Annotated in this window: 20 protein-coding genes; 4 read left to right on the forward strand and 16 right to left on the reverse strand. The window is 70.0% G+C overall.

From position 1 onward, the window contains the following. The first annotated feature begins 93 nt into the window (after positions 1-93). Positions 94-1,992: a S9 family peptidase gene (locus QBE02_RS05185; RefSeq protein ID WP_279367405.1), complete on the forward strand. Its 1,899-nt coding sequence runs from the start codon at positions 94-96 to the stop codon at positions 1,990-1,992. Positions 1,993-2,051: 59 nt separating this feature from the next. On the opposite strand, the gene hflX is transcribed toward QBE02_RS05185, so the two are convergent. Next, the gene (gene hflX / locus QBE02_RS05190) at positions 2,052-3,569 is read right to left on the reverse strand and encodes a GTPase HflX (RefSeq protein ID WP_056227420.1); all 1,518 of its coding nucleotides are present in this window, start codon (positions 3,567-3,569) and stop codon (positions 2,052-2,054) included. 86 nt (positions 3,570-3,655) lie between these two features. Here hflX and QBE02_RS05195 point away from each other — a divergent pair, with 86 nt between their 5' ends. After that, positions 3,656-4,300 carry a class I SAM-dependent methyltransferase gene (locus QBE02_RS05195; RefSeq protein WP_279367406.1) on the forward strand — a complete coding sequence of 215 codons (645 nt, stop codon included), beginning with the start codon at positions 3,656-3,658 and terminating at the stop codon, positions 4,298-4,300. A gap of 159 nt (positions 4,301-4,459) precedes the next feature. On the opposite strand, the gene dapF is transcribed toward QBE02_RS05195, so the two are convergent. From dapF to miaB, 4 genes are all read right to left on the reverse strand, one after another. Next, positions 4,460-5,314 (reverse strand): diaminopimelate epimerase, encoded by an 855-nt coding sequence (gene dapF / locus QBE02_RS05200; RefSeq protein WP_279367407.1) that lies wholly within the window; start codon positions 5,312-5,314, stop codon positions 4,460-4,462. A gap of 67 nt (positions 5,315-5,381) precedes the next feature. After that, positions 5,382-5,837, reverse strand: a complete 456-nt coding sequence (locus QBE02_RS05205) for a GNAT family acetyltransferase (protein ID WP_279367408.1) — start codon at positions 5,835-5,837, stop codon at positions 5,382-5,384. Then, entirely contained in the window at positions 5,828-6,757 is a 930-nt protein-coding gene (miaA, locus tag QBE02_RS05210) for a tRNA (adenosine(37)-N6)-dimethylallyltransferase MiaA (RefSeq protein ID WP_279367409.1), read from the reverse strand. Before miaA ends, QBE02_RS05205 begins: the two co-directional genes overlap by 10 nt. Next, positions 6,754-8,301: a tRNA (N6-isopentenyl adenosine(37)-C2)-methylthiotransferase MiaB gene (gene miaB / locus QBE02_RS05215; RefSeq protein WP_279367410.1), complete on the reverse strand. Its 1,548-nt coding sequence runs from the start codon at positions 8,299-8,301 to the stop codon at positions 6,754-6,756. Before miaB ends, miaA begins: the two co-directional genes overlap by 4 nt. A gap of 198 nt (positions 8,302-8,499) precedes the next feature. On the opposite strand from miaB, the gene QBE02_RS05220 reads away from it, so the two are divergent. Then, the gene (locus tag QBE02_RS05220; protein ID WP_279367411.1) at positions 8,500-11,055 is read left to right on the forward strand and encodes a helix-turn-helix transcriptional regulator; all 2,556 of its coding nucleotides are present in this window, start codon (positions 8,500-8,502) and stop codon (positions 11,053-11,055) included. A gap of 117 nt (positions 11,056-11,172) precedes the next feature. On the opposite strand, the gene QBE02_RS05225 is transcribed toward QBE02_RS05220, so the two are convergent. The 10 genes from QBE02_RS05225 to dapA all read right to left on the reverse strand — a co-directional run bounded on the left by QBE02_RS05225 (position 11,173) and on the right by dapA (position 21,317). Then, a complete protein-coding gene (locus tag QBE02_RS05225) occupies positions 11,173-11,799 on the reverse strand; it encodes a regulatory protein RecX (protein WP_279367412.1) in 627 nt (208 codons plus the stop codon). Between the two features lie 272 nt (positions 11,800-12,071). Beyond that, entirely contained in the window at positions 12,072-13,124 is a 1,053-nt protein-coding gene (recA, locus tag QBE02_RS05230) for a recombinase RecA (protein WP_056227400.1), read from the reverse strand. 280 nt (positions 13,125-13,404) lie between these two features. After that, a complete protein-coding gene (locus tag QBE02_RS05235) occupies positions 13,405-13,629 on the reverse strand; it encodes a DUF3046 domain-containing protein (protein ID WP_144782060.1) in 225 nt (74 codons plus the stop codon). Positions 13,630-13,641: 12 nt separating this feature from the next. Continuing rightward, positions 13,642-13,950 carry a helix-turn-helix domain-containing protein gene (locus tag QBE02_RS05240; RefSeq protein ID WP_055835145.1) on the reverse strand — a complete coding sequence of 103 codons (309 nt, stop codon included), beginning with the start codon at positions 13,948-13,950 and terminating at the stop codon, positions 13,642-13,644. Positions 13,951-14,121: 171 nt separating this feature from the next. Next, positions 14,122-14,649, reverse strand: coding sequence for a CinA family protein (locus QBE02_RS05245; RefSeq protein ID WP_144782061.1), 528 nt, complete (start codon positions 14,647-14,649; stop codon positions 14,122-14,124). Then, the gene (gene pgsA / locus QBE02_RS05250; protein ID WP_279367413.1) at positions 14,646-15,233 is read right to left on the reverse strand and encodes a CDP-diacylglycerol--glycerol-3-phosphate 3-phosphatidyltransferase; all 588 of its coding nucleotides are present in this window, start codon (positions 15,231-15,233) and stop codon (positions 14,646-14,648) included. Before pgsA ends, QBE02_RS05245 begins: the two co-directional genes overlap by 4 nt. Beyond that, positions 15,233-17,962 (reverse strand): FtsK/SpoIIIE family DNA translocase, encoded by a 2,730-nt coding sequence (locus QBE02_RS05255; RefSeq protein ID WP_279367414.1) that lies wholly within the window; start codon positions 17,960-17,962, stop codon positions 15,233-15,235. The genes pgsA and QBE02_RS05255 overlap by 1 nt, the downstream gene beginning before the upstream one ends. Before the next feature lie 50 nt (positions 17,963-18,012). After that, entirely contained in the window at positions 18,013-18,504 is a 492-nt protein-coding gene (locus tag QBE02_RS05260) for a GNAT family N-acetyltransferase (RefSeq protein ID WP_279367415.1), read from the reverse strand. Between the two features lie 82 nt (positions 18,505-18,586). Beyond that, positions 18,587-20,263 (reverse strand): ribonuclease J, encoded by a 1,677-nt coding sequence (locus QBE02_RS05265; protein WP_279367416.1) that lies wholly within the window; start codon positions 20,261-20,263, stop codon positions 18,587-18,589. A 76-nt stretch (positions 20,264-20,339) separates the two neighbouring features. Next, on the reverse strand, positions 20,340-21,317 hold the full coding sequence (gene dapA, locus QBE02_RS05270) for a 4-hydroxy-tetrahydrodipicolinate synthase (RefSeq protein ID WP_056227377.1): 978 nt from the start codon (positions 21,315-21,317) through the stop codon (positions 20,340-20,342). 95 nt (positions 21,318-21,412) lie between these two features. Between dapA and QBE02_RS05275 the strand changes: the two genes are divergently transcribed. After that, entirely contained in the window at positions 21,413-21,949 is a 537-nt protein-coding gene (locus QBE02_RS05275) for an NUDIX hydrolase (RefSeq protein WP_279367417.1), read from the forward strand. Positions 21,950-21,969: 20 nt separating this feature from the next. Here the strand turns inward: QBE02_RS05275 and QBE02_RS05280 are convergent, their stop codons facing one another. Beyond that, positions 21,970-22,725 (reverse strand): SDR family NAD(P)-dependent oxidoreductase, encoded by a 756-nt coding sequence (locus QBE02_RS05280; protein WP_279367418.1) that lies wholly within the window; start codon positions 22,723-22,725, stop codon positions 21,970-21,972. Between the last annotated feature and the right edge of the window lies 1 nt (position 22,726).

The raw sequence follows: 22,726 nt of genomic DNA on the forward strand, positions 1-22,726 counted from the left end.
GAGGGGTGGCATCCGGCCTCTTCCGTTCCGTCGTAAAAGCCGCGACGACCGCGCACCCGGGCGGATGTCGGAGGCCCTGCCTAGGGTGGAGTCATGGCTGACACCCTCCCCTACGGTTCCTGGCCCTCCCCGATCACGCCCGAGTCCGTCGCGCAGTCATCGCCGCGCGTCGACGGGGCCCGACTCGTGGGCGACGAGATCTGGTGGGGCGAATCCGTCCCGCACGAGGCGGGTCGCGTCGCGGTGAAGCGTCGCCGCACGGACGGCTCGGTCGAGACGGTGCTCCCTGCCCCCGCCAACGCCCGTTCGGCCGTCCATGAGTACGGCGGAAGCGCCTGGACGGCGTCCGACGACGGCGAGCTGTACTACGTCGAGAAGAGTGACCAGCGCGTGTACGCGCTCCGCCCGGGCGAGACCGCGCGCCCCCTCACTCCCGCCGACGACGCCGTCCGTCACGGCGGCCTGAGGTGGGAGCACGGCGTCCTCCTCGCCATCCGCGAGACCCACGGCTCCGCCCGCGTGCCCCTCCGCGCGATCGTGCGCATCCCGCTCGAGGGGCCGGTCGAGGTGCTCGCCGAGGGAAGCGACTTCCTGGCGCAGCCCGCCCTCTCCTCCGACGGCCGCCGCCTGGCGTGGGTCGCGTGGAACCACCCCGACATGCCCTGGGACGCCACGATCCTCCGCGTGGCCGACCTCGAGACGGGCTCCGTTCTCGACATCGCCGGCGGCGAGCACCGTGCGCCCCTGCAACCCGTCTGGATCGCCGACGACGAGCTGCTCTACGCCGACGACCCCGACGGTCGCTGGAACCTCTTCCACCGGCCTCTCGGCGGAGACGCCCACCCCCTCGCCCCCGCCGACGCCGACACCGGCGGAGGTCTCTGGGTCCTCGGCACGCGGTGGTTCGGGGCCGCCGCCGACGGTCGCGTCATCGCGGTCCGCACGAACGGCTCCGACGAGGTCGTCGAGATCGCCCCGAGCGGCGTGCGCCCGGTCGACGTCCCCGTCGTCGCGGGAGCCGCGATCGACGACGTCCGCGGCACACGCGCCCTCGTCTCGGGGTCCGATGCGGGCGGACGCGCGGGCCTGTGGCTCGTCGACCTCGAATCCGGCGCGGTCGAGCTCGTCACGGGCGGCGCCGGCTCGTGGGGAGACGAATGGATGCCGGCAGCCCGCGCCCTGTCCACCGACGGCCCGCACGGGCCGGTGCACGCCTTCGCGTACGCCCCCACCAACCCCGACGTCACCCCGGTCGCGGGCGAGCGCCCGCCCTACGTGGTCCTCGTGCACGGCGGACCGACCTCGCACGTGGGTCCCGCCCCCTCCGCGAAGACCGCCTTCTTCACCAGTCGAGGCATCGGCGTGCTCGACGTCAACTACGGCGGGTCCACGGGATACGGCCGCGCCTACCGCGATCGACTGAAGGGGCAGTGGGGTGTCGTCGACGTCGACGACGTCGCGGCCGCGGCATCCGCTCTGGCCGATGCGGGCCTGGCCGATCATGAACGCCTCGCCATCGCGGGGGGCTCGGCGGGCGGCTGGACCGTCCTGGCCGCGGTGACGCGTACCGACGTGTTCTCGGCGGGCATCTCGCGCTACGGCGTCGGAGACGCCCGCGCCCTCGCCGAGGACACCCATGACTTCGAGGCCCGCTACCTCGACGGACTCATCGGACCGCTCCCCGAGGCCGAGCCGGTGTACATCGAGCGCTCGCCCCTGGGCCGCCCCGATCTCTTCCGCGTGCCCCTGCTCATCCTCCAGGGCTCCGAGGACCGCGTGGTCCCGCCGTCGCAGGCCGAGGCGATCCGCGACGCCCTGGCCGCGCACGGCGTGCCCCACGCCTACGTGCTCTACGAGGGCGAGGGCCACGGGTTCCGACGGTCCGAGACGGTGATCGACTCACTCCAACGTGAACTCGGCTTCCTCGGCGCGGTCTTCGGATTCGACACCCCCGGCATCCCTCCGCTCGCGCTCGAGGGCGAGAAGGGCTGACCGCCAAATCTCGTGAGGGCCCCACCGACCGGCAGGTCGACGGGGCCCTCACGAGGGTTTCAGGCTCCGAACGGTGCGAGCTCGGCCGCGAGACGAGCGCCCACGTGCGCGTGCAGGAACGTCCCGCTCTCGCGGTGCTCCTGCGCGACGATGAGCCCGCTCTCGTGCACGGCCGACACGAGGTCGCCGCGGTCGTACGGGACGACGGCCTGCACCTCGACGGCCGGCAGGGGCAGTGCGTCCTCGATCGCTGCACGCAGCTCGTCGATGCCCTCGCCCGTACGGGACGACACGAACTTCGCGTTGGGGGCGAGACCCCGCAGTACGAGGCGGTCGTCTTCGCCGACGAGGTCGGCCTTGTTGAAGACGACGATCTCCTGACCGAAGTTCGCATCGACGTCGCCCATCACGTCGCGCACCGTCATGAGCTGCGCGGCCGGATCGGGGTGCGAGGCGTCGACGACGTGCAGGATGACGTCGGCGTCGCCGACCTCCTCGAGCGTCGACCGGAACGCCTCGACCAGCTGGTGCGGAAGGTTCCGCACGAAGCCGACGGTGTCGGTCAGCGTGTAGACGCGGCCGTCACTGGTCTCGGAGCGGCGGACCGTGGCATCCAGGGTCGCGAAGAGCGCGTTCTCGACGAGCACTCCCGCGCTCGTGAGGCGATTCAGCAGACTCGACTTGCCGGCGTTCGTGTACCCCGCGATCGCGACCGAGGGGATCGTGTGACGTTTGCGTTCGGCCCGCTTCGCCTCACGGGCGGGGGCGAAATCGCGCAGCTGCTTGCGCAACAGCGCCATCTTGGTGCGGATGCGACGACGGTCGAGCTCGATCTTCGTCTCACCGGGACCGCGCGAGCCCATACCGGCACCGCCGGCACCGACCTGGCCACCGGCCTGACGCGACATCGAGTCACCCCACCCGCGCAGACGCGGGAGGAGGTATTCGAGCTGCGCGAGTTCGACCTGCGCCTTGCCCTCGCGGCTCTTGGCGTGCTGGCTGAAGATGTCGAGGATCACCGTGGTCCGGTCGATCACCTTGACCTTGACGACGTCCTCCAGCGCACGGCGCTGGCTGGGAGCGAGTTCAGTGTCGGCGATGACCGTGTCGGCGCCGACGGCAGCGACGATGTCGCGCAGCTCGGCGGCCTTGCCGCGACCGACGTAGGTCGCGGGGTCGGGGTGCGGGCGCCGCTGCAGCACGCCGTCGAGCACGACGGCACCGGCCGTCTCGGCAAGGGCCGACAGCTCGCGCAGCGAGTTCTCGGCATCCGCCTGCTCCCCCTGCGGGTGTACGCCGACGAGGACGACGTTCTCGAGGCGCAACTGTCTGTACTCGACCTCGGTGACGTCCTCGAGCTCGGTGGACAGGCCCGCGACGCGGCGCAGCGCCGCACGTTCTTCGCGGTCCCACTGATCTCCGTCGGCGTCGCCGCCGTACGCGGTCGTGGCGTCCTGCAGAGCCTGTGCCGCACCGAAGACCCGGACCCCGCGGTGCGCTTCGGCGCGCGAGAGCACGCGGTCCACCGGATCCACCGGAGACGCGTCCGTGCTCGGGGGTGTGGTCTGTTCGGTCATGTGTTCCTTCCGTCGCGGCAGTTTCCGCGTGTTCTGGCACTGTATCCGGCCCAGCACCCAGGGGGCCGGTCCGATATCCTGACGTGATGGGGAGCGAGCACTACTTCAGCGCGTCGCCGTCGAGTCCCGAGCAGCTCCGCCACCTTCGCGTGACGCTGGCCGGTCGCGAGCTCGAGGTGGTCACGGCCGGCGGCGTTTTCAGTCCCGACCACGTGGATGCCGGCACCTCGGTGCTGCTCGCGAACACCCCGCCCCCTCCCGCCGGTGGGAACTTCCTCGACCTGGGGTGCGGGTGGGGTCCGATCTCGCTGTCGCTGGCGCTCGCGTCACCGCACGCGACCGTGTGGGCGGTCGACATCAACGAGCGTGCTCTCGATCTCGTGAGGCGGAACGCGGAGTCCCTCGGCCTCACCAACATCAACGCCGTGCGTCCGGAGGATGTTCCCGAGGACGTGACCTTCCGCACCATCCGCTCGAACCCGCCCATCCGCGTCGGCAAGTCCGAGCTGCACGGCATGCTGCAGCACTGGATCCCCCGCCTGTCGGAACGCAGCGACGGGTGGTTCGTCGTCCAGCGCAACCTCGGTTCGGACTCGCTGCAGCGCTGGCTCGCCGCCACGTTCCCCGAGGGGTACAGCGTGCAGCGAGCGGCCACCGGTCGGGGGTTCCGCGTGCTGCGGGTCCGCAAGCACGGCTCGCCGCCGAGCGAGCTGATCGACGTCGTCCCCTGAGACGCGCCCGGCACGGGGACTGCGGATGCCGGCATCGCGAGCTCGACGCGAGATCGCACGCTCGTGTGGGTGCTGATCGCGGTCCGGTGATGAGTGCCTACCCCGGTCCGCCGGCGGCAACCGACGGTCGGACCTCGCCGACCCCGCTGTGCGCCCTCGTCAGGCGAGTGCGACCTCGCCGGTGAACACCAGCGAGGCAGGGCCCGACAGGTGGACCCGGCCATCGGCGACGCGCACGCCGAGCGTGCCGCCCGGGGTGTCGACGACCCACCAGTCCGGTGCGGCGGATCCCGCCCAGTGACGGACGGCCAGGGCCGCTGCCGCCACTCCGGTCCCGCAACTCAGCGTCTCGCCCACCCCGCGTTCGAACACGCGCAGGCGGATCGCACCGACGCCGTCGCGCACGAGCGGGTCGGCGGGGACGACGAACTCGACGTTCGCGCCGTGACGCGGCGACGGGTCGAGGACCGGCTGATAGGCGAGATCGAGACCCTCGAGTTCGGCGTCGGACGACAGCGCGACCACGACGTGCGGGTTGCCCACGTCGACGCCGACGCCGGGGCGTGCGACCGGCAGGCCCTTCGCGCGAACCAGCGTCTCGCCGGGCTCGATCGCGAATTGGCCCAGATCGACCTCGTAGCCGCGATCGCTGCGTGTCAGCGTCTTGATGCCCGCGCGCGTGCCGATGCGCAGTCCTCCCTCGAGCGAGGCGAGTCCGGTGTCGCTCAGGTAGCGCGCGAAGACCCGCGTTCCGTTGCCGCACATCTCGGCCTTCGAACCGTCGGCGTTGCGGTAGTCCATGAACCACTCGGCCCCGGATGCCGCGGCATCCGCCCCCTCGTCGATGGCGCGCGAGCGCACCACGCGCAGTAGGCCGTCGGCGCCGATGCCGAAGTGACGGTCGCACAGGGCGGAGATCTGCGCGTCGGAGAGGTCGAGCTCGCCGTCGGGGTCGGCGATCACCACGAAGTCGTTGCCGGTTCCGTGGCCCTTGGTGAACGGGAGAGTCGCCATGCGTCGAGTCTACGGTCGGGTGGCAGCGAGACTCGCGTGCGAGTGCATCCGCGACTGACGACCCCGCTCAGGCCGAGGACGAAGGGCCCCCGGGCCCGTCGACGATGAGCCGACGGCCGGTCGCCCACGTGACGAAGGGCTCGTACCCGAGCTCGTCGTAGAAACCCCGAGCGCCGGTGTTGTCGGGACGCACCATGAGCTGCACCTTGGGGCAGCCCATCGCCTCGAGCAGGCGTTCGGCCTCCGCCACCAGGCGACGCCCGATCCCCTGCCCGCGGTGCGAGGCGGCGGTCGCGAGGTAGTACAGCCAGCCGCGGTGGCCGTCGTAGCCCGCCATCACGCTGCCGACCACCCGCTCCCCCTGGACCGCGACGAGGAACAGCTCCGGCTGCACGGTGAGCTTGCGCTGAATATCGGCGCGCGGGTCGTTCCACGGGCGCGTGAGGCCCGCCTCCTCCCAGAGGGCGACGACGGCGTCTTCGTCGTCGAGCGCGAAGGCGCGGATGTCGACCGTCACGGGCATTCCTCCGATCGGGATGCCAGGATGCCGGCATCCACCGTCCGCGCGTCGACCCACTCGGCCTCGGCGTAGCGCCGGAACCACGACACCTGGCGGCGCGCGTAGCGGCGCGTGAGTGCCTGGGTCTCAGCGATCGCCTCGTCGCGGGTGACCTCTCCGCGGATCTGCTGCAACGCCTGCGCGTACCCGATCGCGCGACCGGCGGTGACGCCGCGCTCGAGCCCGGCCGGGATCAGGGCCTCGACCTCGGCGACGAGACCGGCTGCCCACATCCCCTCCACGCGGGCGTCGAGGAGGGCGACGAGCTCGGCTCGCTCGATCGCGGTGGCGATGATCCGAGTCCGCGGATGCCAGAGCTCCGGCGCCTCGGGAAGAGCACCGCCGTGCGTCTCACCGCCCTGCGCCAAGACCTCGAGCGCGCGCACGACGCGACGCCCGTTGCGGGGATCGATGCGCTCAGCGGCATCCGGATCCTCTTCCCGCAGGCGCGCGTAGAGCGCACCCGGTCCGCGCTCGTCGAGCTCGCGCTCGAGCGCGGCGCGCAGAGCCTCGTCGCGCGGCGGGAAGCGGAAGTCCCACAGCACGCTCGAAACGTACAGCCCCGACCCGCCGACGAGGATCGCGTCGGCGCCGCGACCGTTGATCTCGCGGATCGCCGCGCGCGCGGCATCCTGATACCAGGCCACCGCGGCCTCGTCGGTCACCGCGAGCGCGTCGAAGAGATGGTGCGGGATGCCGCGCCGCTCACCCTCGGGAAGCTTGGCCGTCCCGATGTCCATGCCGCGGTACAGCTGCATGGCGTCGGCGTTGACGATCTCGGCGGGCCGGCCCCGTGCGGACAAGGCTTCGGCGAGGTCGAGCGACAGACCCGTCTTGCCGGTGCCGGTGGCGCCGACGACGGCCCAGAGGGCCGGGCCGGTCACACGCCGACGCGCAGGGTGGGCAGGCCGAGAGAGACCGCGCGCGGAGCACCGGACTCGCCCGCCGGAGCGGGCACGCCGCACGACTCCGCCTGCGAACGGTCCCACGCGTCGCCCGCGCGGGTGCGGCGGATGCGCAGCGGAGCCCCGTCGGGTGCGTCGGCGAGCAGGTGGAAGGGAGCCGCGTGGGTGACCGTCACCGAGACGACATCGCCGGGACGCGGGACAGGCGAACCCTTCGGCAGCTCGAAGTGGACGAGACGGTTGTCTTCGGCGCGACCGGTGAGGCGGTGCGTCTCGGCGTCCTTCTTGCCCTCGCCCGCGGAGACGAGCACCTCGAGTGTGCGACCGAGCTGCTTCTGGTTCTCTTCCGCCGCAATCCGATCCTGCAGAGCGGTCAGTCGCTCGTAGCGCTCCTGCACGACGGCCTTGGGCACCTGGTCGGCCATCGTCGCCGCGGGAGTCCCCTCGCGGATCGAGTACTGGAACGTGAAGGCGCTCGAGAAACGCGAGGCCTCGACGACGCGAAGCGTCTCTTGGAAGTCCTCCTCGGTCTCACCGGGGAAGCCGACGATGATGTCGGTGGTGATCGCGGCGTTCGGGATGCGCTCGCGCACCCGATCCAGGATGCCGAGGAACTTCTCGCTGCGGTACGAGCGGCGCATCGCCTTGAGGATGCGGTCGGAGCCCGACTGCAGCGGCATGTGCAACTGGGGCATGACGGCCGGGGTCTCGGCCATCGCGGCGATGACGTCGTCAGTGAAGGCGGCGGGGTGGGGGCTCGTGAAGCGGATGCGCTCGAGCCCCTCGATCTCGCCCGCGGCGCGCAGCAGTTTGCCGAAGGCGAGGCGGTCACCGAACTCGACGCCGTACGAGTTGACGTTCTGACCGAGAAGGGTAACCTCGATCGCCCCGTCGTCGACGAGCAGGCGGATCTCGTTCAGGATGTCGCCGGGGCGGCGGTCCTTCTCTTTGCCGCGCAGGCTCGGCACGATGCAGAACGTGCACGTGTTGTTGCAGCCGACCGAGATCGAGACCCAGCCGCTGTGGACGGAGTCGCGCTTGGTCGGGAGGGTGGAGGGGAAGATCTCGAGCGACTCGAGGATCTCCAGTTCGGCCTCGCCGTTGTGGCGCGCGCGCTCGAGCATGCCGGGAAGCGAGCCCATGTTGTGCGTGCCGAACACCACGTCGACCCAGGGGGCCTTCTGCTGGACGGCGTCCTTGTCCATCTGCGCCAGGCAGCCGCCGACGGCGATCTGCATGCCCGCGCGCGCGTCCTTGCGCGACTTGAGGTGGCCGAGCGTTCCGTAGAGCTTGCCGGCGGCGTTGTCGCGCACGGCGCACGTGTTGATCACGACGACATCGGCTTCGGTGCCGGCATCGGCTCGGACGTACCCGGCGCTCTCGAGCGAGCCCGACAGGCGCTCGGAATCGTGCACGTTCATCTGGCACCCGAAGGTGCGCACTTCGTAGGTGCGAGGCCCTGCGGCGCCCTGCGCGGCGGCGGACGGCGCGATCAGGGTCGGGGTCGAAACGGGGGTGGTCATGATGCGAGCAAGTCTAAACGCCGCCCTTGCGTTGACCGACGGGACGCTGAAATGCTCGGTCCGCAAGGCGCGCACCTTTTGACGCATTCTGGGTCAAAGGGTGCGCAAAACGGCTGATCGGGTGCGCCCCATGTCGGTATTTTGGGGGACACGTCACCGTCCGCGAGGTCTGCGGCCGGTCTCCGGGGGGAGAAGAGCATGGGGGAAGACCGTTCGACGAAGTGGTCGAGAGGGCTTGTCGGAGCGGATCGGGATGCCGCGACGCTTGCGGAACGAGCACGAGGGGGTGCGTCCCTCGTCATCGCGGGACCGCGCGGGAGCGGGCGGAGTTATCTGCTGCGGACGATCGCCGCCGAGCTGGAGCGACACGGGCAGCTGGCCGTCGAGCTGCGGACGTCGTGCGCGCTGTCCGCCGTCGACTTCGGGGCGTTCGATGCCTCGGGGCGCCCAGAGCTCCGATCCCTCCGTGACGATCCCACGACGGCTACCGTCGAGGGCGTGGTCGTGGTCGACGACGTCGACTCCCTCGATGTCCAGTCGACTCGGGCTCTCGCCCGAGGGATCGCCGCTCGTCGCGTCACCGCGGTCATCGGCCTGCGCACGGCCCGGCCGCGCTCGATCGACAGACCCGATGACTCGGCCGTCGTCCGTCGCACGGTCCTCGACCTCTGGCTCGACGGTCTCGCGCGCCGAATCGATCTCTCCGAGCTGAGCGACGACGATGCCCTCGCCATGATCGAGCTCTTCCCGGGTGCCGAGCTGCTCGACAGCGCGAGCCGCGCGGGGATCGTCTGGCGAGCGGACGGGTCGCGGACGCTGCTCCGGCAGCTGATCATCGAGTCGACGAGCGCCGCGCGCGCGGGACGCGATCCCCTCACGGCCCTGCGCGTCGTCGCCCGGGACAGCAGGCTGGCGATCACGCTCGCGCGGCACGTCGCCGACTTTCCTCGCGTCGATCTCGAATGCCTCGCCGGGATCCGTCGCCTGCCTCACCTCGAGTTCGCTGTCGCGACGCGACTGTTCGACGCCGAGAGCGTCGCCGCCCTCATCGCCGGCGGCCTTCTGCACGCCGACGCGTCGGTCGATCGCCGCCTCACCGTCAACGATCTGGTCGCGCAAGAGGCACAACGTCAGCTCGGCGATGCGCACGTCGAATCGCTCATCGACACGGCGGGCGCCCGGATGCTGGCCGAAGCCGATGAGTGGTGGAGTTCGACCGTCGCCGTCTCCCTGTCGGAACGGTGGCATCGATTGGGAATCGAGGCATCGGGAGAGCTGACCTACTCCCCCGCTCTGCGGACTCGAGTCGCGCTGGACGCCGCGCGAGAAGCGAACGACCGGGGTGACAGCGCTCACGCCGCCGCCCACGCCGCGCGCGGGTTGCGCGCGCAGGATGATCCGGCCCTCCGACTCGAGGCCGAGCTCGCGACACCCGCGCCCATGCTGTCACTGGATGATCGTGGCGAGATCGGATCCGCGGATGCGCTCCGACGCCTCGCTCGATCGCGCGCGGCACGCTCGATCGACGGCACCGCCGACGGCCCCCTCGACAAGGGCGACGACGCCGACTCACGTATCGACGCAGCTCTCGCCGACGCGAACCGCGCAACCGCGAACATGGATTGGGCACGCGCCGCTGACATCGCGACCTCTGCCGCCGATGAGCCGGACGCCTCGCCCGCGGCGCACGTGCGGGCTTTGGTCGCCGCCGGCTCGGCGGAGACTTTCCGCGGGCGATGGGGCGAGGCCCAGAAATTCTTCCGCCGGGTCGAACGCCTGCTCGACGCGCGGCAACAGCCGACCGGCGTCACCGTTCGCGATCGGCTCATCGCTCTCATGTCCATGCTCGCCGCGCATCAGATCGCGGGGGCGGACGGATCGACCGTCCGGGCGCGCCTCGACCGGGAGGTGAGCACCACCGCACGCGAAGGAGGAGCAGCCGATCTCACGATCGCGGGGGCGGCCACCGCCATCGCTTTCGCGGGCGCGGGGTGCCCGGCGGAGTCGAAGAGAGAGCTCGCCTCCGCTCTGTCACGGGAACCCTCGGCGGTGTCACGGCTGGATGCCACCATGATCGAGCTGGGCGTCGCCGATGAACTGGCGACCGCGGGTCGGACCGACGAGGCACGCACGATCCTTAGCCGGCTTCGCACCGAGAACGAGCCCCTGCTCGTCCGCAGTCGCCTCTACGTCGAGACCACCGTCCTGACCGCGGAGGGCCGTACCGACGAGGCGCGACGAGCCGCACGAGCGACCGCCGAGCTCTCGCGTGGCGCCAACGCTGCTGCCCTGCGCATTCGCGATCTCTTCCGGCTCGTCGCTCTGGGCGAGGCGGACGAGAACGAGGTCGACGAGCTGGTCCAGCTCGCCGCCACGACCGATCTTCCTCTGGCGGTGTCGGCGGGGCGGCGAGCAGCGGCTCGAACCAGCGACGAAGAGGGGCTGCCCGTCGACGAGCTGCGCCTGCACGCGCTGTGGACGCCGACGAAATCGTCGGCTCCCCGGGAGACCACGAGCGCCGTCCCCTCGACCGTCCGGTCGACGTCGAACGATGCGATCGACGAGCTCACCGTCCGCGAACGCGAGATCGCCCTGCTCGCGGGCGAGGGCTTGACCAACCGTGAGATCGCCGCGCGTCTGTTCCTTTCGATCCGCACCGTGGAGTCGCACGTCTACCAGGCTCGGATGAAAGTCGGCGCGCCGACCCGGCGGGAGCTCGGCCGCGTCGTCGCGCTGGCGTCGCGCGGAGCCTGAGCACTCAACGAAGAACGGCACCGGGGCGAGGGCTGAGCCCCACGGGGAGCGAGGGTGTGGCCGGTCGAAGACGGGGCGCGCGATCGCTCTCGTGCCCGCGGCAGGGCGGGCCGGTGTTCATCGATCCGGCGTGAACCTCACACCCGAGGAGGGACGAGGGAACGAACGACTCCGCCCGATCCCCGCTTCTTGCAGCGCCGTTCGCGCAGCCGTGAGAGCCATCGACGACGGGTATCCGCGACGCGCCAGCTGGCCGGCGAGTCTGCGCAGAGCGGCGTCGTACTCTGCGCCGTCGACGCCGCGAACCTTCGACCGGGCGAAATCGAGTGCTCGTTCCGCGTCATCGTCGGGCAGCTCGGCGAGAGCCGCTTCGGCGATGTCGCGAGGAATCCCCCGCTTACGCAGCGTCTCTGCGACGGCGCGCCGCCCCTCGCCCTTGCGCTCGACCGCGGACATGGCGAGTTGCTCGGCGAATGCCGCATCATCGAGATACCCGAGATCGACGAAATGATCGATGAGCTCGTCCGCGATCGCATCGTCGGCGTCGTCGACCCCCCGAATCACGGTGCGGGCCTCCGCGAGCGACAGGGATCGCGAACGCAACTTTCGCAAGAGCACCGCTTCGGCCCGTTCGCGAGCTTCCGCTCGGTCGGGGGACGACTCGACGCCCTCGTCGCGGTCGCCCACGACGGAGAGCCGTGGACGACTCACCGACGACGGTCGCTCGTCGATGTCGTCGCTCATCGGACCCGTTGCTGCCGCATCGTGGACGGCACCGCGACGGGAAGGGTGTTCGCGATCCGCACGGGGCGGGGATCCGAAGAGGGGGATGACCGGAGCGAGATCGGCCTTTCCGAGAGCGCGGAGCGTGCCGGAACGAGTGGACGCCCCATCGGGAGAGCCCGGGTTCTCCGGCTCGTTTGAGCGTTCGACATCATCGGCCATGTGGCCGCGGCCCTGATCGTCGCCCGCGTCCGCAGAGGGACGACGATCAGAGCCCCAGGTCTCGTCGATCATCAGGCCGGGCGACGCGCGGCCAACTCGTCGTCCGCCGCCGGAGCGACCGCGGGCGCACCGCCGATGCCCATCTTGGTCTTGATCTTGGTCTCGATCTCTTCGGCGATGTCGGGGTTCTTGATGAGGAAGTTACGGGCGTTCTCTTTGCCCTGTCCGAGCTGCTCGCCCTCGTAGGTGTACCAGGCGCCCGACTTCTTGACGATGGCGTGCTCGACACCGAAGTCGATGAGGCTCCCCTCGCGCGAGATGCCGACGCCGTAAAGGATGTCGAATTCTGCCTGCTTGAAGGGTGGGGCCATCTTGTTCTTGACGACCTTGACACGCGTGCGGTTGCCGACGGCTTCGGTGCCGTCCTTCAGCGTCTCGATGCGACGGATGTCGAGGCGCACCGACGCGTAGAACTTGAGCGCCTTTCCGCCGGCCGTGGTCTCGGGGGAACCGAAGAAGACACCGATCTTCTCGCGCAACTGGTTGATGAAGATCGCGGTGGTCTTCGTGGTGTTCAACCCACCGGTCAGCTTTCGCAGAGCTTGCGACATGAGGCGGGCCTGGAGTCCGACGTGCGAATCGCCCATCTCGCCCTTGATCTCGGCCTCGGGGACGAGGGCGGCGACCGAGTCGATGACGACGAGGTCGATCGCACCGGAGCGGATCAGCATGTCGGCGATCTCGAGGGCCTGCTCGCCGGTGTCGGGCTGAGACACGAGAAGCGCGTCGATGTCAACGCCGAGCTTCTTCGCGTACTCGGGGTCGAGAGCGTGCTCAGCGTCGATGAACGCCGCGATGCCACCGGCGCGCTGCGCATTGGCGATGGCGTGAAGCGTGAGGGTCGTCTTTCCGGACGACTCCGGGCCGTAGATCTCGATGATGCGGCCGCGAGGCAGACCGCCGATGCCGAGGGCCACGTCGAGCGCGACGGAGCCGGTGGGGATGGTCTCGATGGGCGCACGGTCGTCGCTGCCCAGTCGCATGACCGAGCCCTTTCCGAACTGCCGATCGATCTGAGCCAGCGCGGACTCGAGGGCCTTTTCGCGCTCTGCGGGTGAGGGCATGACGTCTTCCTTCTTCTCGCGTTCCGGTCGCCTATAGGCTGTCGCGCCTCCCACCGACGGTGGTCGTGCCCGACAAGGCGTTCAGAGTGTCGTTCGACATCTTCCACGTTAGGGAGGGCCTCCGACATTGACGCCGGAGGAGCCCCCGAATGGGGATGAACGAGCAACAAGCCCTGATGTGAAGGAGCCTACGCCCGAATCGAACGTAGGTTCGATGACACGCCGATCAGAGTGAGGCGACGACCGAAACACTTCGCGCCGACAGCCGAGCGCGCGGAGGTCACGACCGGCGCGGCTCCAAACGGCCGACACCGTAACGACGGTTCGCCGGGACGTCGGTCTCTTCGCACAGCGCCAGCCACACGTCGCGTGGGTCGACACCCGCCGCGAGGGCATCGATGCTGGTGCGTCCGCCCACGGCAGACAGCACGAGGTCCGTCAGAAGGGATCCACCGCGCGGCCCGAACTCGTCGTCGACGGCACGATCGAACTCGCTACGCCGCATGGACCGCGGCGATCAGCGGAGGGAGAGCTCGGGCTCGACAGACGCGACGAGCTCGTCGGGCACGACGTCGGGGAAGGTCTGCAGGCCCTCGAGGACCGAGAGTCGGTCGCCGACCTCGCGCATGATCGTCGAGATCGGGACGTCGAGGGCTTCGGCGACAGAGGCGAGGATCTCGCTCGACGCTTCTTTCTGCCCACGTTCGACCTCGCTGAGGTAGCCGAGGGCGACGCTCGCGCGGCTGGCGACCTGGCGGAGGGTGCGCCCCTTCTGCTGGCGGAGGTCACGCAGGACTTCGCCGATCTCTTGACGAACCAGGATCATTTTGGGGCCCTCCTCACTGCTGATTCCGTCGCCGCCCTCTGTGGACGACTGTGAAACACCTTCTATGGTCACCCTAATGCCGCGCGCTGTGCACCGGATGGGAATCGATACTCGAAACCGGGATGTGCGATCATTTGTTCCCGTTTCTCGCGACGGCCTCTGAAGGAGCCATCAAAGCGCCGCCAGCGCCCGTCGGATGGCGAGGTGCGCGGTCTCACGGCGGATGCGTTCGCGGTCACCGGCGATGACGAGAGAGTCCACGCGCGTTCCGAGCGGAGTGGACACGGCGATGTGCACGGTGCCGACGGGCTGCCCGTCCTGTTCGTCGGGTCCCGCGACTCCCGTGGTGGCGATCCCCACATCGGTCGGAACCCCGTCGCGGCCGAGGACATCACGCACTCCACGCGCCATCTGTCGCGCGACGCGGGGGTGCACGGCTCCGTGCGCATCGAGCAGCGTCTGATCGACGCCGAGCAGTCCGTGCTTGAGATCGGTCGCGTACGCCACCACTCCCCCGCGGACGGCTCGAGAGGCCCCGGGCACGTCGACGAGAGACGACACCACCAGCCCGCCGGTCAGGGATTCGGCAACGCCGATCGTCCACCCCAGCTCCCCCAGACGCTCCAGCAGGAGAGCGGCGCTCTCTCGCGGTGTCCGCACGAGCGTCTCGTCGAGATCGTCGGGGATGCCGTCGATCATCGGGATCCTCGCGCCTTCTGCGCCGCGCGCACCTCGGTCGCGATGTAGTCGATCCCGGAGGCGATCGTGAGGACGACGGCGATCGTCATCGTGATCACGCCCGCCCACCAGACGGTGGACTGCCACACCGCGGCGTCGGACAGGGCCGCGAAGGGGATCAGGGCGATCGACAGGGCGATGGCCTGGAACACGGTTTTGAGCTTGCCCATCCAGGCGGCGGCGAGCACGTGGTCGCTGACCACGAGGAAGCGGTAGACGGTGATCCCGATCTCGCGCACGAGGACGACGATCGTGACCCACCACGGAAGCTCACCGAGGATCGACAGGCCGACGAACGCGAGTCCGGTCAGGGCCTTGTCGGCGATGGGATCCAGCAGCTTTCCCAGATCGCTGACGATCTCGTATTTGCGGGCGATGTACCCGTCGACGCCGTCGGTGGCGATCGCCACGATGAAGAGAACGGCGGCAGCCCAGCGCAGGCTGCCGTCCGCACCCGCATCCGCGAGGAGAAGCCAGAGGAAGATCGGCGCGCAGACGATGCGCGCGATGGTGATCGCGTTGGGCAGCTGCGGGTGAACGGCCATCAGTCGCGACCCGTCAGCTGCCAGGCGTCTTCGGAGCCCTCGTCGTCGTCGGCGTTCACGACCGGGAGGCCCTCGAACTGCGCCTCGATCGGGTCGGCGCCGTAGCGGTCGTCGGCGTCGGGCGTAGGGGCCGGCGGTGCATCGTCGCCACGGAGTCGAGCGAGCACCGCGGGGAGCTGCTCGTTGGTCACCATGACGTCGCGTGCCTTCGATCCCTCGGACGGTCCGACGATCTCTCGGGACTCCAGAAGGTCCATGAGGCGACCGGCCTTGGCGAAGCCGACGCGAAGCTTGCGCTGCAGCATCGACGTCGAACCGAACTGGGTCGACACGACGAGCTCGGCGGCGGCGAGGAGCAACTCGAGGTCGTCACCGATGTCGGCGTCGATCTCTTTCTTCTCGGCGGCGGCCTGCACGTCGGATCGGTACTCGGGACGCGCCTGCTGGGTGACGTGCGCGACGACCTTCTCGATCTCTTGCTCGCTCACCCACGCGCCCTGGACACGCAGGGCCTTCGACGCCCCCATCGGCAGGAAGAGCCCGTCGCCCTGCCCGATCAGTCGATCGGCGCCGGGCTGATCGAGGATGACGCGCGAGTCGGTGACGCTCGTCACCGCGAAGGCCAGGCGCGAAGGCACGTTGGCCTTGATGAGGCCCGTTACGACGTCGACCGAGGGGCGCTGCGTGGCCAGCACCAGGTGGATGCCGCTCGCGCGGGCGAGCTGCGTGATGCGCACGATCGAGTCCTCGACGTCGCGCGGGGCGACCATCATGAGGTCGGCGAGCTCGTCGACGACCACCAGGAGGTAGGGGTACGGCTTGAGCACCCGCTCACTGCCCGCCGGCAGCTTGATCTCGCCCGCCACGACTGCCTTGTTGAAGTCGTCGATGTGGCGGAAACCGAACGACGCGAGGTCGTCGTATCGCATGTCCATCTCTTTCACGACCCACTGCAGCGCCTCGGCGGCCTTCTTGGGGTTCGTGATGATGGGAGTGATGAGGTGCGGCACGCCCGCGTAGGACGTCAGCTCGACGCGCTTGGGGTCGATGAGCACCATGCGCACGTCGGACGGCTTGGCTCGCATGAGCAGGCTCGTGATCATCGAGTTCACGAAGCTCGACTTACCCGAACCCGTGGAACCGGCCACGAGAAGGTGGGGCATCTTCGCGAGGTTGGCCACGACGAATCCGCCGCCGACGTCTTTGCCGACGCCGATGGTCATCGGGTGCGTGGAGGTGGTCGCGGCGTCCGAGCGGAGGATGTCGCCGAGGGTCACGATCTCGCGGTCGGCGTTGGGGATCTCGACACCGATCGCGCTCTTGCCCGGGATGGGCGCGAGGATGCGGACCTCGTTCGAGGCGACGGCGTAGGCGATGTTGTTGGTCAGGGCGGTGATGCGCTCGACCTTGACGCCCGGGCCCACCTCGATCTCGTACTGCGTGACCGTCGGACCGCGCGAGAACCCGGTCACGCGCGCGTCGACCTTGAACTGCTCCATGACGCTCTCGATGGCCTTGACCACGGCGTCGTTCGCGGCGGAACGTGCCTTGGGCGGCGTTCCGGCGGCGAGGGCGGTCACCGCGGGAAGACGATAGTTCGCCGCGGGAGGCGCACCGGCGTGGTCGCCGCCGAGACCCGAGATCCCGGGGAGGTCGTCGTCGACGGCGTCCTCGAGGGGCGAGTCGTCGTGCAGGCCACGGCCCGCCGCGGCACCGGCGAGAGCCGTGGCGTCGAACACCTCGGTCAGGGCGTCGGGTGCGGGAGGCAGCGGCGGCGGGGTCGGGCGCGTCGTGGGCTCGGGCGCGACGACGGCGGACTCGAAGCCGCCCTGAGGCGTTCCGGGCGACAGCAGTTCTGTGAGATCGTTCGATCCGAGCGATCCGTCGGTCTCCTCTTCGCGACCCGTCTTGTTTCGACGCCACCACGGCAACGACTTCTCGGCCGGTTCGTCGTCGGAGTCGTCGGCGGGCGTCACCTGCGTCGCGGCCGTGTCGTCGCGGTCCGCGCGCTCGGCCCCGAACATCCACGCGTAGAGGTCTCCGAGGCGGCGACCGATGCGGTTCGGCGGGGTCTTGGTGAGGATGAGGATGCTCAGCGCCGCGAGCACGGAGAGGGCGATGTACGCCCCGATGTTCGTGAGGACCAGGGCGAGGGGCTCGCCGATGATCCAGCCGGCGAGACCGCCGGCGGGACTGAGCGCCGGCAGACCGCCAACGTTGGGCGCAGGACGATCGCCCGCGACGTGACAGAAACCCGCCACCGTCACGATGAACAACGCGAAACCGATGCCCACACGCCCGTTGTCGTGCACGGAGGCCGGATGCCGGAAAAGCCACCCCGCGAGAAGCAGCAGAAGCACCGGGAGGACGAAGGCCACCCGGCCCACCAGTCCGCCGAAGCTGTATGCGCTGATCAGCGCAGCGGCATCCGTTCCGATGAAGAACCACTCGACCACCGCGCCGAGAGCGGCGAGCACCACGAGGAAGAACGGGAAGCCGTCGCGGCGCTGGTCGCGCTCGAGGTTCTCGGGACCGAAAGCGCGGAACATGCCGCCCACACCGTGGGCCACGGCCATCCACGCGCGGACGGCCGCGGCGGGCTTGTCGGGCTCGTCGACGTAGCGCTTGGGCGCGGGGGCGGCGCGCTTCGACGCGGGCGCCGCGGCCTTCGCGCGCGACGACCTCTTGGCGGGAGCGCGGCCGCCGGACGGTGACGAGGTACGAGGCATTCCTCCACGGTAGGCCGCAGCTCCGACATTCGGGCGTACCGACGCGGACTTCAGGCCAGGCGCTTGACCATGACGTCGCGGCCCATCCCCTTGCGGACGACGGCGAAACCCTCCGACCGGTAGAGCGACACCGCGTAGTTGTCGCGCTCGACGCTCAGACTGATCCGCGCGTACCCCTGGCCCCGCGCGTGGTCGGCGAGGCGCTGCAGCAGAGCTCGACCGGTGCCGTGCGCGCGCCAGAGCGGACGCACGCCGATAATCAGCTCCGGTACCCCCGTCCCGATCCACCCGAACCCGGGCTCGTCGCGTGGGAGCATCCGGTACCAGGCCGCCCCCACGGGCTCGCCGGTCGGCGACTCCGCGACGAAGCCCGCGTCGCCGGGACGCATCCACCCCGCGATGTAACGGCGGTGCTCGGGACTGCTGACGATCTCGTGCCGAGGGCGAGAGACGCCGGCTCGCCACGTGGCGGCCTCGACCGTCATGTCGGCGAGGAAGGCGCCGTCCGAGGGGAGCGCCGCGCGGATCGGGAGACCGGGCATGCCCGCATGATAGCGAGCGTCCGGCGCGCGCGGGGAGGGTACGACGAAGCGCCGCGGGCGAACCCGCGGCGCTTCACGAGGGTCAGGCCTCGATGACCATCGGCACGATCATGGGCCGACGACGCAGCGACTGATTGACCCAGCGGCCGATCGTGCGGCGCACGACCTGCGACAGGGCGTGGTTGTCGCGGACGCCCGACTTCGCCGCCTCGGCCAGCGCCGCGGCGATCTTCGGCTTGACGCTGTCGAACACCTTGTCGTCCTCGGCGACACCGCGCGCGTGGATGTCGGGGCCCGACACGATCTTGCCGGTCGCCGAATCGACGACGACGATGACCGAGATGAAGCCCTCTTCGCCGAGGATGCGGCGGTCCTTGAGGTCGGCATCCGTGATCTCGCCCACCGACGAACCGTCGACGTAGACGAAGCCGATGTCGACCTGACCGACGACCTTCGCGACGCCGTCGCGCAGGTCGACGACCGTGCCGTTCTCGCCGAGGATCGTGTTCTCTTCGGGGATGCCGGTCTCGCGCGCGAGCTTGGCGTTGGCCATGAGGTGGCGGTACTCGCCGTGCACGGGGAGGACGTTTCTCGGCTTGAGGATGTTGTAGCAGTACAGCAGCTCGCCGGCGGCGGCGTGACCCGAGACGTGCACCTTCGCGTTGCCCTTGTGGACGACGGTGGCGCCGAGCTTGGTGAGTCCGTCGATCACGCGGTAGATCGCGTTCTCGTTCCCGGGGATCTGGCTGGACGCCAGGATGATCGTGTCGCCCTCGCCCGGTTCGATCGCGTGGTCGAGGTTGGCCATGCGGCTGAGCACCGCCATCGGCTCGCCCTGCGAACCGGTCGACATGTAAACGATCTGGTCGTCGGGCAGCTCGCGCGCCTTCTTGTAGTCGATCAGCACGCCGTCGGGCACGTTGAGGTAGCCGAGGTCGGCGGCAATGCCCATGTTGCGCACCATGCTGCGCCCGAGGAGCGCCACGCGGCGGCCGTTCGCGTGAGCGGCGTCGAGCACCTGCTGCACGCGGTGCACGTGGCTCGAGAAGCTCGCGACCACCACGCGACGCGGGGCCTTGGCGATCACCTGATCGAGCACGGGGCCGATGGCCCGCTCGGTGGGGGTGAAACCGGGGACGTCGGCGTTGGTCGAGTCGACGAGGAACAGGTCGACTCCTTCTTCGCCGAGGCGGGCGAAAGCGCGGAGATCGGTGATGCGGCCGTCCAGCGGCAGCTGGTCCATCTTGAAGTCGCCGGTGGCGAGCACCAGCCCCGCGGGAGTGCGGATCGCGACGGCGAGCGCGTCGGGGATGGAGTGGTTGACCGCCACGAACTCGAGGTCGAAGGGACCGACCTTCTCGAGCTGGCCCTCCTTCACCGTCAGCGTGTACGGGCGGATGCGGTGCTCTTTGAGCTTCGCCTCGATGAGGGCGAGCGTGAGGCCCGAGCCGATGAGGGGGATGTCGCTCTTGAGCTTGAGCAGGTAGGGCACCGCTCCGATGTGGTCTTCGTGACCGTGCGTGAGCACGACGCCGACGATGTCGTCGAGGCGGTGCTTGATGGGCTCGAAGTCCGGCAGGATCAGGTCGACGCCCGGCTGGTGCTCCTCGGGGAACAGCACGCCGCAGTCGACGACGAGCAACTTGCCCTCGTACTCGAAGACGGTCATGTTGCGACCGACTTCGCCCAGACCGCCGAGCGGGATGACGCGGAGAGTGCCCGCGGCGAGCGCGGGCGGGTCGAACGGGGTAGCGGGCATATGAGCCTCCTCGGATGCCGCCTCGCGGCATCCCTCTGTATGGCGTCCCTGGCCGCGGTTCGGCGGACGCCGATGCTTATCTCGTGGTGCCGTGCACCTTCGGCAGGGCACCGCCGGCGGCCGCGTTGCGGTCGGGGCGGAAGTTGGAGAAGTCGGCGCCGGCCACGTTCTTCACGAGGGCCAGCTCGTCTTCGATGACGGCGGCTTCCCACTCCTCCGGCCCCACCAGGGGCAGGCGAACGCGGGGGCTGCCGATGCGGCCGAGGCCATGCAGGATGTACTTCGCGGCGACCGTGCCGGGCACGTGGGTCATCACGGCGCGGACGAGCGGTTCGAGGCCCTTGTGCGCGGCGGTGGCCGAGGCCAGGTCGCCGGAGTTCACGGCATCCACGATCGTGCGGTAGGGCGCGGCGGCGATGTTGGCGGTCACCCCGATGAGGCCGGAAGCCCCGATCGACAGGTGCGGGAGCACGTTGGCGTCGTCGCCCGAGAAGTACATGAGGTCGGTCTGGTTCAGCACGCGGCTGACCTCGCTGAAGTCGCCCTTGGCGTCTTTGATCGCGAGGATGTTGGGGTGCTTGGCCAGACGCAGGATGGTCTCGTACTTGATCGGCACGCCCGTGCGGCCGGGGATGTCGTAGAGGATGACCGGCAGGTCGGTCGCGTCGGCGACCAGGCGGAAATGCGTCAGGATGCCGGCCTGCGTCGGCTTGTTGTAGTACGGCGTGACGATCATGATGCCGTCGGCGCCGGCCTTCTCGCTGGCCTTGTAGAGCTCGATCGCGTGCGCGGTCTCGTTCGAGCCACCGCCCGTGATGATTTTCGCGCGACCGGCGGACACGCTCTTGCCGACCTCGACGAGACGCAGCTTCTCGGGGTCGGTGAGGGTCGAGGTCTCACCGGTGGTGCCGGTGACGACGATGCCGTCCGCTCCGGCGGTGATGACGTCGTCGATGTGCTTCTCGGTGGCGGGCCAATCGACTTCGCCGTCGGCGGTCATCGGGGTGATGAGCGCGACGAGCACCTGACCGAAGGGATTGCCGGAGTGCGTCATGTGCCCAGGATATCGGTTCGCGGCGTGCCGCCCGCGGCGTCGTCCACAGCCCCGGTGAACATCGCGTGACATGGCCCGCGTCCTAGGGTGGCGTCATGGCCTGGACCACCCGCGCATCGCGCACCGTCTACGAGAACCGCTGGATCCACGTGCGCGAGGACGAGGTGACCGGTCCCCACGGCGACGGCATCTACGGCGTCGTGCGGATGCAGCATCCGGCCGTCTTCGTCGTGGCCATCGACGATGACGAGCGCGTGTGCCTCGTCGAACTGGAGCGGTACACGACGGGACGATCGCTCGAGATCCCCGCGGGCGGTTCCGACGGGGAGGATCCGCTCGTGGCCGCGAAGCGCGAGCTCCTCGAAGAAACCGGGGTCACGGCATCCGAGTGGATCCCCCTCGGCCGGATGAACGCCCTCAACGGCATCGCCGACGCCCCCGAGTACGTCTTCCTCGCGAGAGGGCTGAAGACGACGGATGCCACGCAGTCGCAGTCCGAGGAGGGCATCGACGCGGTCCGGTGGGTGCCGTTCGCCGAGGCGCTCGCCCTCGTCGCCGACGGCACCGTCACGGACGGCGAGACGATCGGCGCGCTCGCTCTCGCCGGGATCCGGCTCGGCCGCTTCCGCTGAGCCGTTCCCGGGTCGAGCGGTCAGCGCCCGCGCGACGCCGCCGCGACCACCACCGCGTCGGGCAGCAGCCGAGACGCGCCGACGAGCGCCTTGTACCGCCACGACGGCACCGAGACCGATCGCCCGCGGGCCGCGTCGCGCAGCCCCTCGCGCACGACGGTCGCGGCGTCGAGCCACATGCCGTTCGGCACGCCCTCCTGCCCCGGCGGCAGCCCCAGGCGGGCATGGAAGTCCGTGTGGACGAAACCGGGGCAGACCGCCGTCACCGTGACCCCGCGCGGGCGGTAGACCACGTTCGCCCAGCGGCTGAACGAGATGAGCCACCCCTTCACGGCGCCGTACGTGCCGCGCGGGACGAATCCCGCCACCGAGGCGACGTTCACGATGCGGCCGCTCCCCCGCTCGAGCATCGCGGGGAGCGCTGCGTGCATCAGCCGCATCGCCGCTTCGACGTGCAGGCGCAGGTGGCGCACCTCGTCGTCGACGGCGTTCTTCTCGAAGGCCAGGTCGAGGCCGAAGCCCGCGTTGTTGACGAGCACGTCGATGCCTCCCGCGGCAAGTCGCTCTTCGACGACGGCGAGCGCGTCGGCGTCGAGCAGATCGGCGGCGAGCACCTCGACGTCGACGCCGTGCGCCGCGCGGATCCCCTCTGCGACCTCGTCGAGCGCCGCGCGGTCGCGCGCCACCAGCACGAGTCCCGCTCCCCGTGCGGCGAGCCGGCGGGCGAACTCGGCGCCGAGGCCGGAGCTCGCTCCCGTGATGAGCGCGGTGGCCATG

The sequence above is a fragment of the Microbacterium testaceum genome, assembly GCF_029761935.1.
Classification (GTDB): domain Bacteria; phylum Actinomycetota; class Actinomycetes; order Actinomycetales; family Microbacteriaceae; genus Microbacterium; species Microbacterium testaceum_A.

Bases quoted from the DNA above. Each gene is read 5' to 3' on its own strand.
- QBE02_RS05265 (WP_279367416.1), bottom strand. From the start codon at position 20,263: ATGCCCGCTACCCCGTTCGACCCGCCCGCGCTCGCCGCGGGCACTCTC.
- dapF (WP_279367407.1), bottom strand. From the start codon at position 5,314: ATGGCGACTCTCCCGTTCACCAAGGGCCACGGAACCGGCAACGACTTC.
- QBE02_RS05235 (WP_144782060.1), bottom strand. From the start codon at position 13,629: ATGCGGCGTAGCGAGTTCGATCGTGCCGTCGACGACGAGTTCGGGCCG.
- hflX (WP_056227420.1), bottom strand. From the start codon at position 3,569: ATGACCGAACAGACCACACCCCCGAGCACGGACGCGTCTCCGGTGGAT.
- QBE02_RS05195 (WP_279367406.1), top strand. From the start codon at position 3,656: ATGGGGAGCGAGCACTACTTCAGCGCGTCGCCGTCGAGTCCCGAGCAG.
- QBE02_RS05280 (WP_279367418.1), bottom strand. From the start codon at position 22,725: ATGGCCACCGCGCTCATCACGGGAGCGAGCTCCGGCCTCGGCGCCGAG.
- QBE02_RS05260 (WP_279367415.1), bottom strand. From the start codon at position 18,504: ATGCCCGGTCTCCCGATCCGCGCGGCGCTCCCCTCGGACGGCGCCTTC.
- pgsA (WP_279367413.1), bottom strand. From the start codon at position 15,233: ATGGCCGTTCACCCGCAGCTGCCCAACGCGATCACCATCGCGCGCATC.
- recA (WP_056227400.1), bottom strand. From the start codon at position 13,124: ATGCCCTCACCCGCAGAGCGCGAAAAGGCCCTCGAGTCCGCGCTGGCT.
- QBE02_RS05205 (WP_279367408.1), bottom strand. From the start codon at position 5,837: ATGCCCGTGACGGTCGACATCCGCGCCTTCGCGCTCGACGACGAAGAC.
- QBE02_RS05275 (WP_279367417.1), top strand. From the start codon at position 21,413: ATGGCCTGGACCACCCGCGCATCGCGCACCGTCTACGAGAACCGCTGG.
- QBE02_RS05255 (WP_279367414.1), bottom strand. From the start codon at position 17,962: ATGCCTCGTACCTCGTCACCGTCCGGCGGCCGCGCTCCCGCCAAGAGG.
- miaB (WP_279367410.1), bottom strand. From the start codon at position 8,301: ATGACCACCCCCGTTTCGACCCCGACCCTGATCGCGCCGTCCGCCGCC.
- QBE02_RS05245 (WP_144782061.1), bottom strand. From the start codon at position 14,649: ATGATCGACGGCATCCCCGACGATCTCGACGAGACGCTCGTGCGGACA.
- QBE02_RS05220 (WP_279367411.1), top strand. From the start codon at position 8,500: ATGGGGGAAGACCGTTCGACGAAGTGGTCGAGAGGGCTTGTCGGAGCG.
- QBE02_RS05225 (WP_279367412.1), bottom strand. From the start codon at position 11,799: ATGAGCGACGACATCGACGAGCGACCGTCGTCGGTGAGTCGTCCACGG.
- QBE02_RS05240 (WP_055835145.1), bottom strand. From the start codon at position 13,950: ATGATCCTGGTTCGTCAAGAGATCGGCGAAGTCCTGCGTGACCTCCGC.
- dapA (WP_056227377.1), bottom strand. From the start codon at position 21,317: ATGACGCACTCCGGCAATCCCTTCGGTCAGGTGCTCGTCGCGCTCATC.
- QBE02_RS05185 (WP_279367405.1), top strand. From the start codon at position 94: ATGGCTGACACCCTCCCCTACGGTTCCTGGCCCTCCCCGATCACGCCC.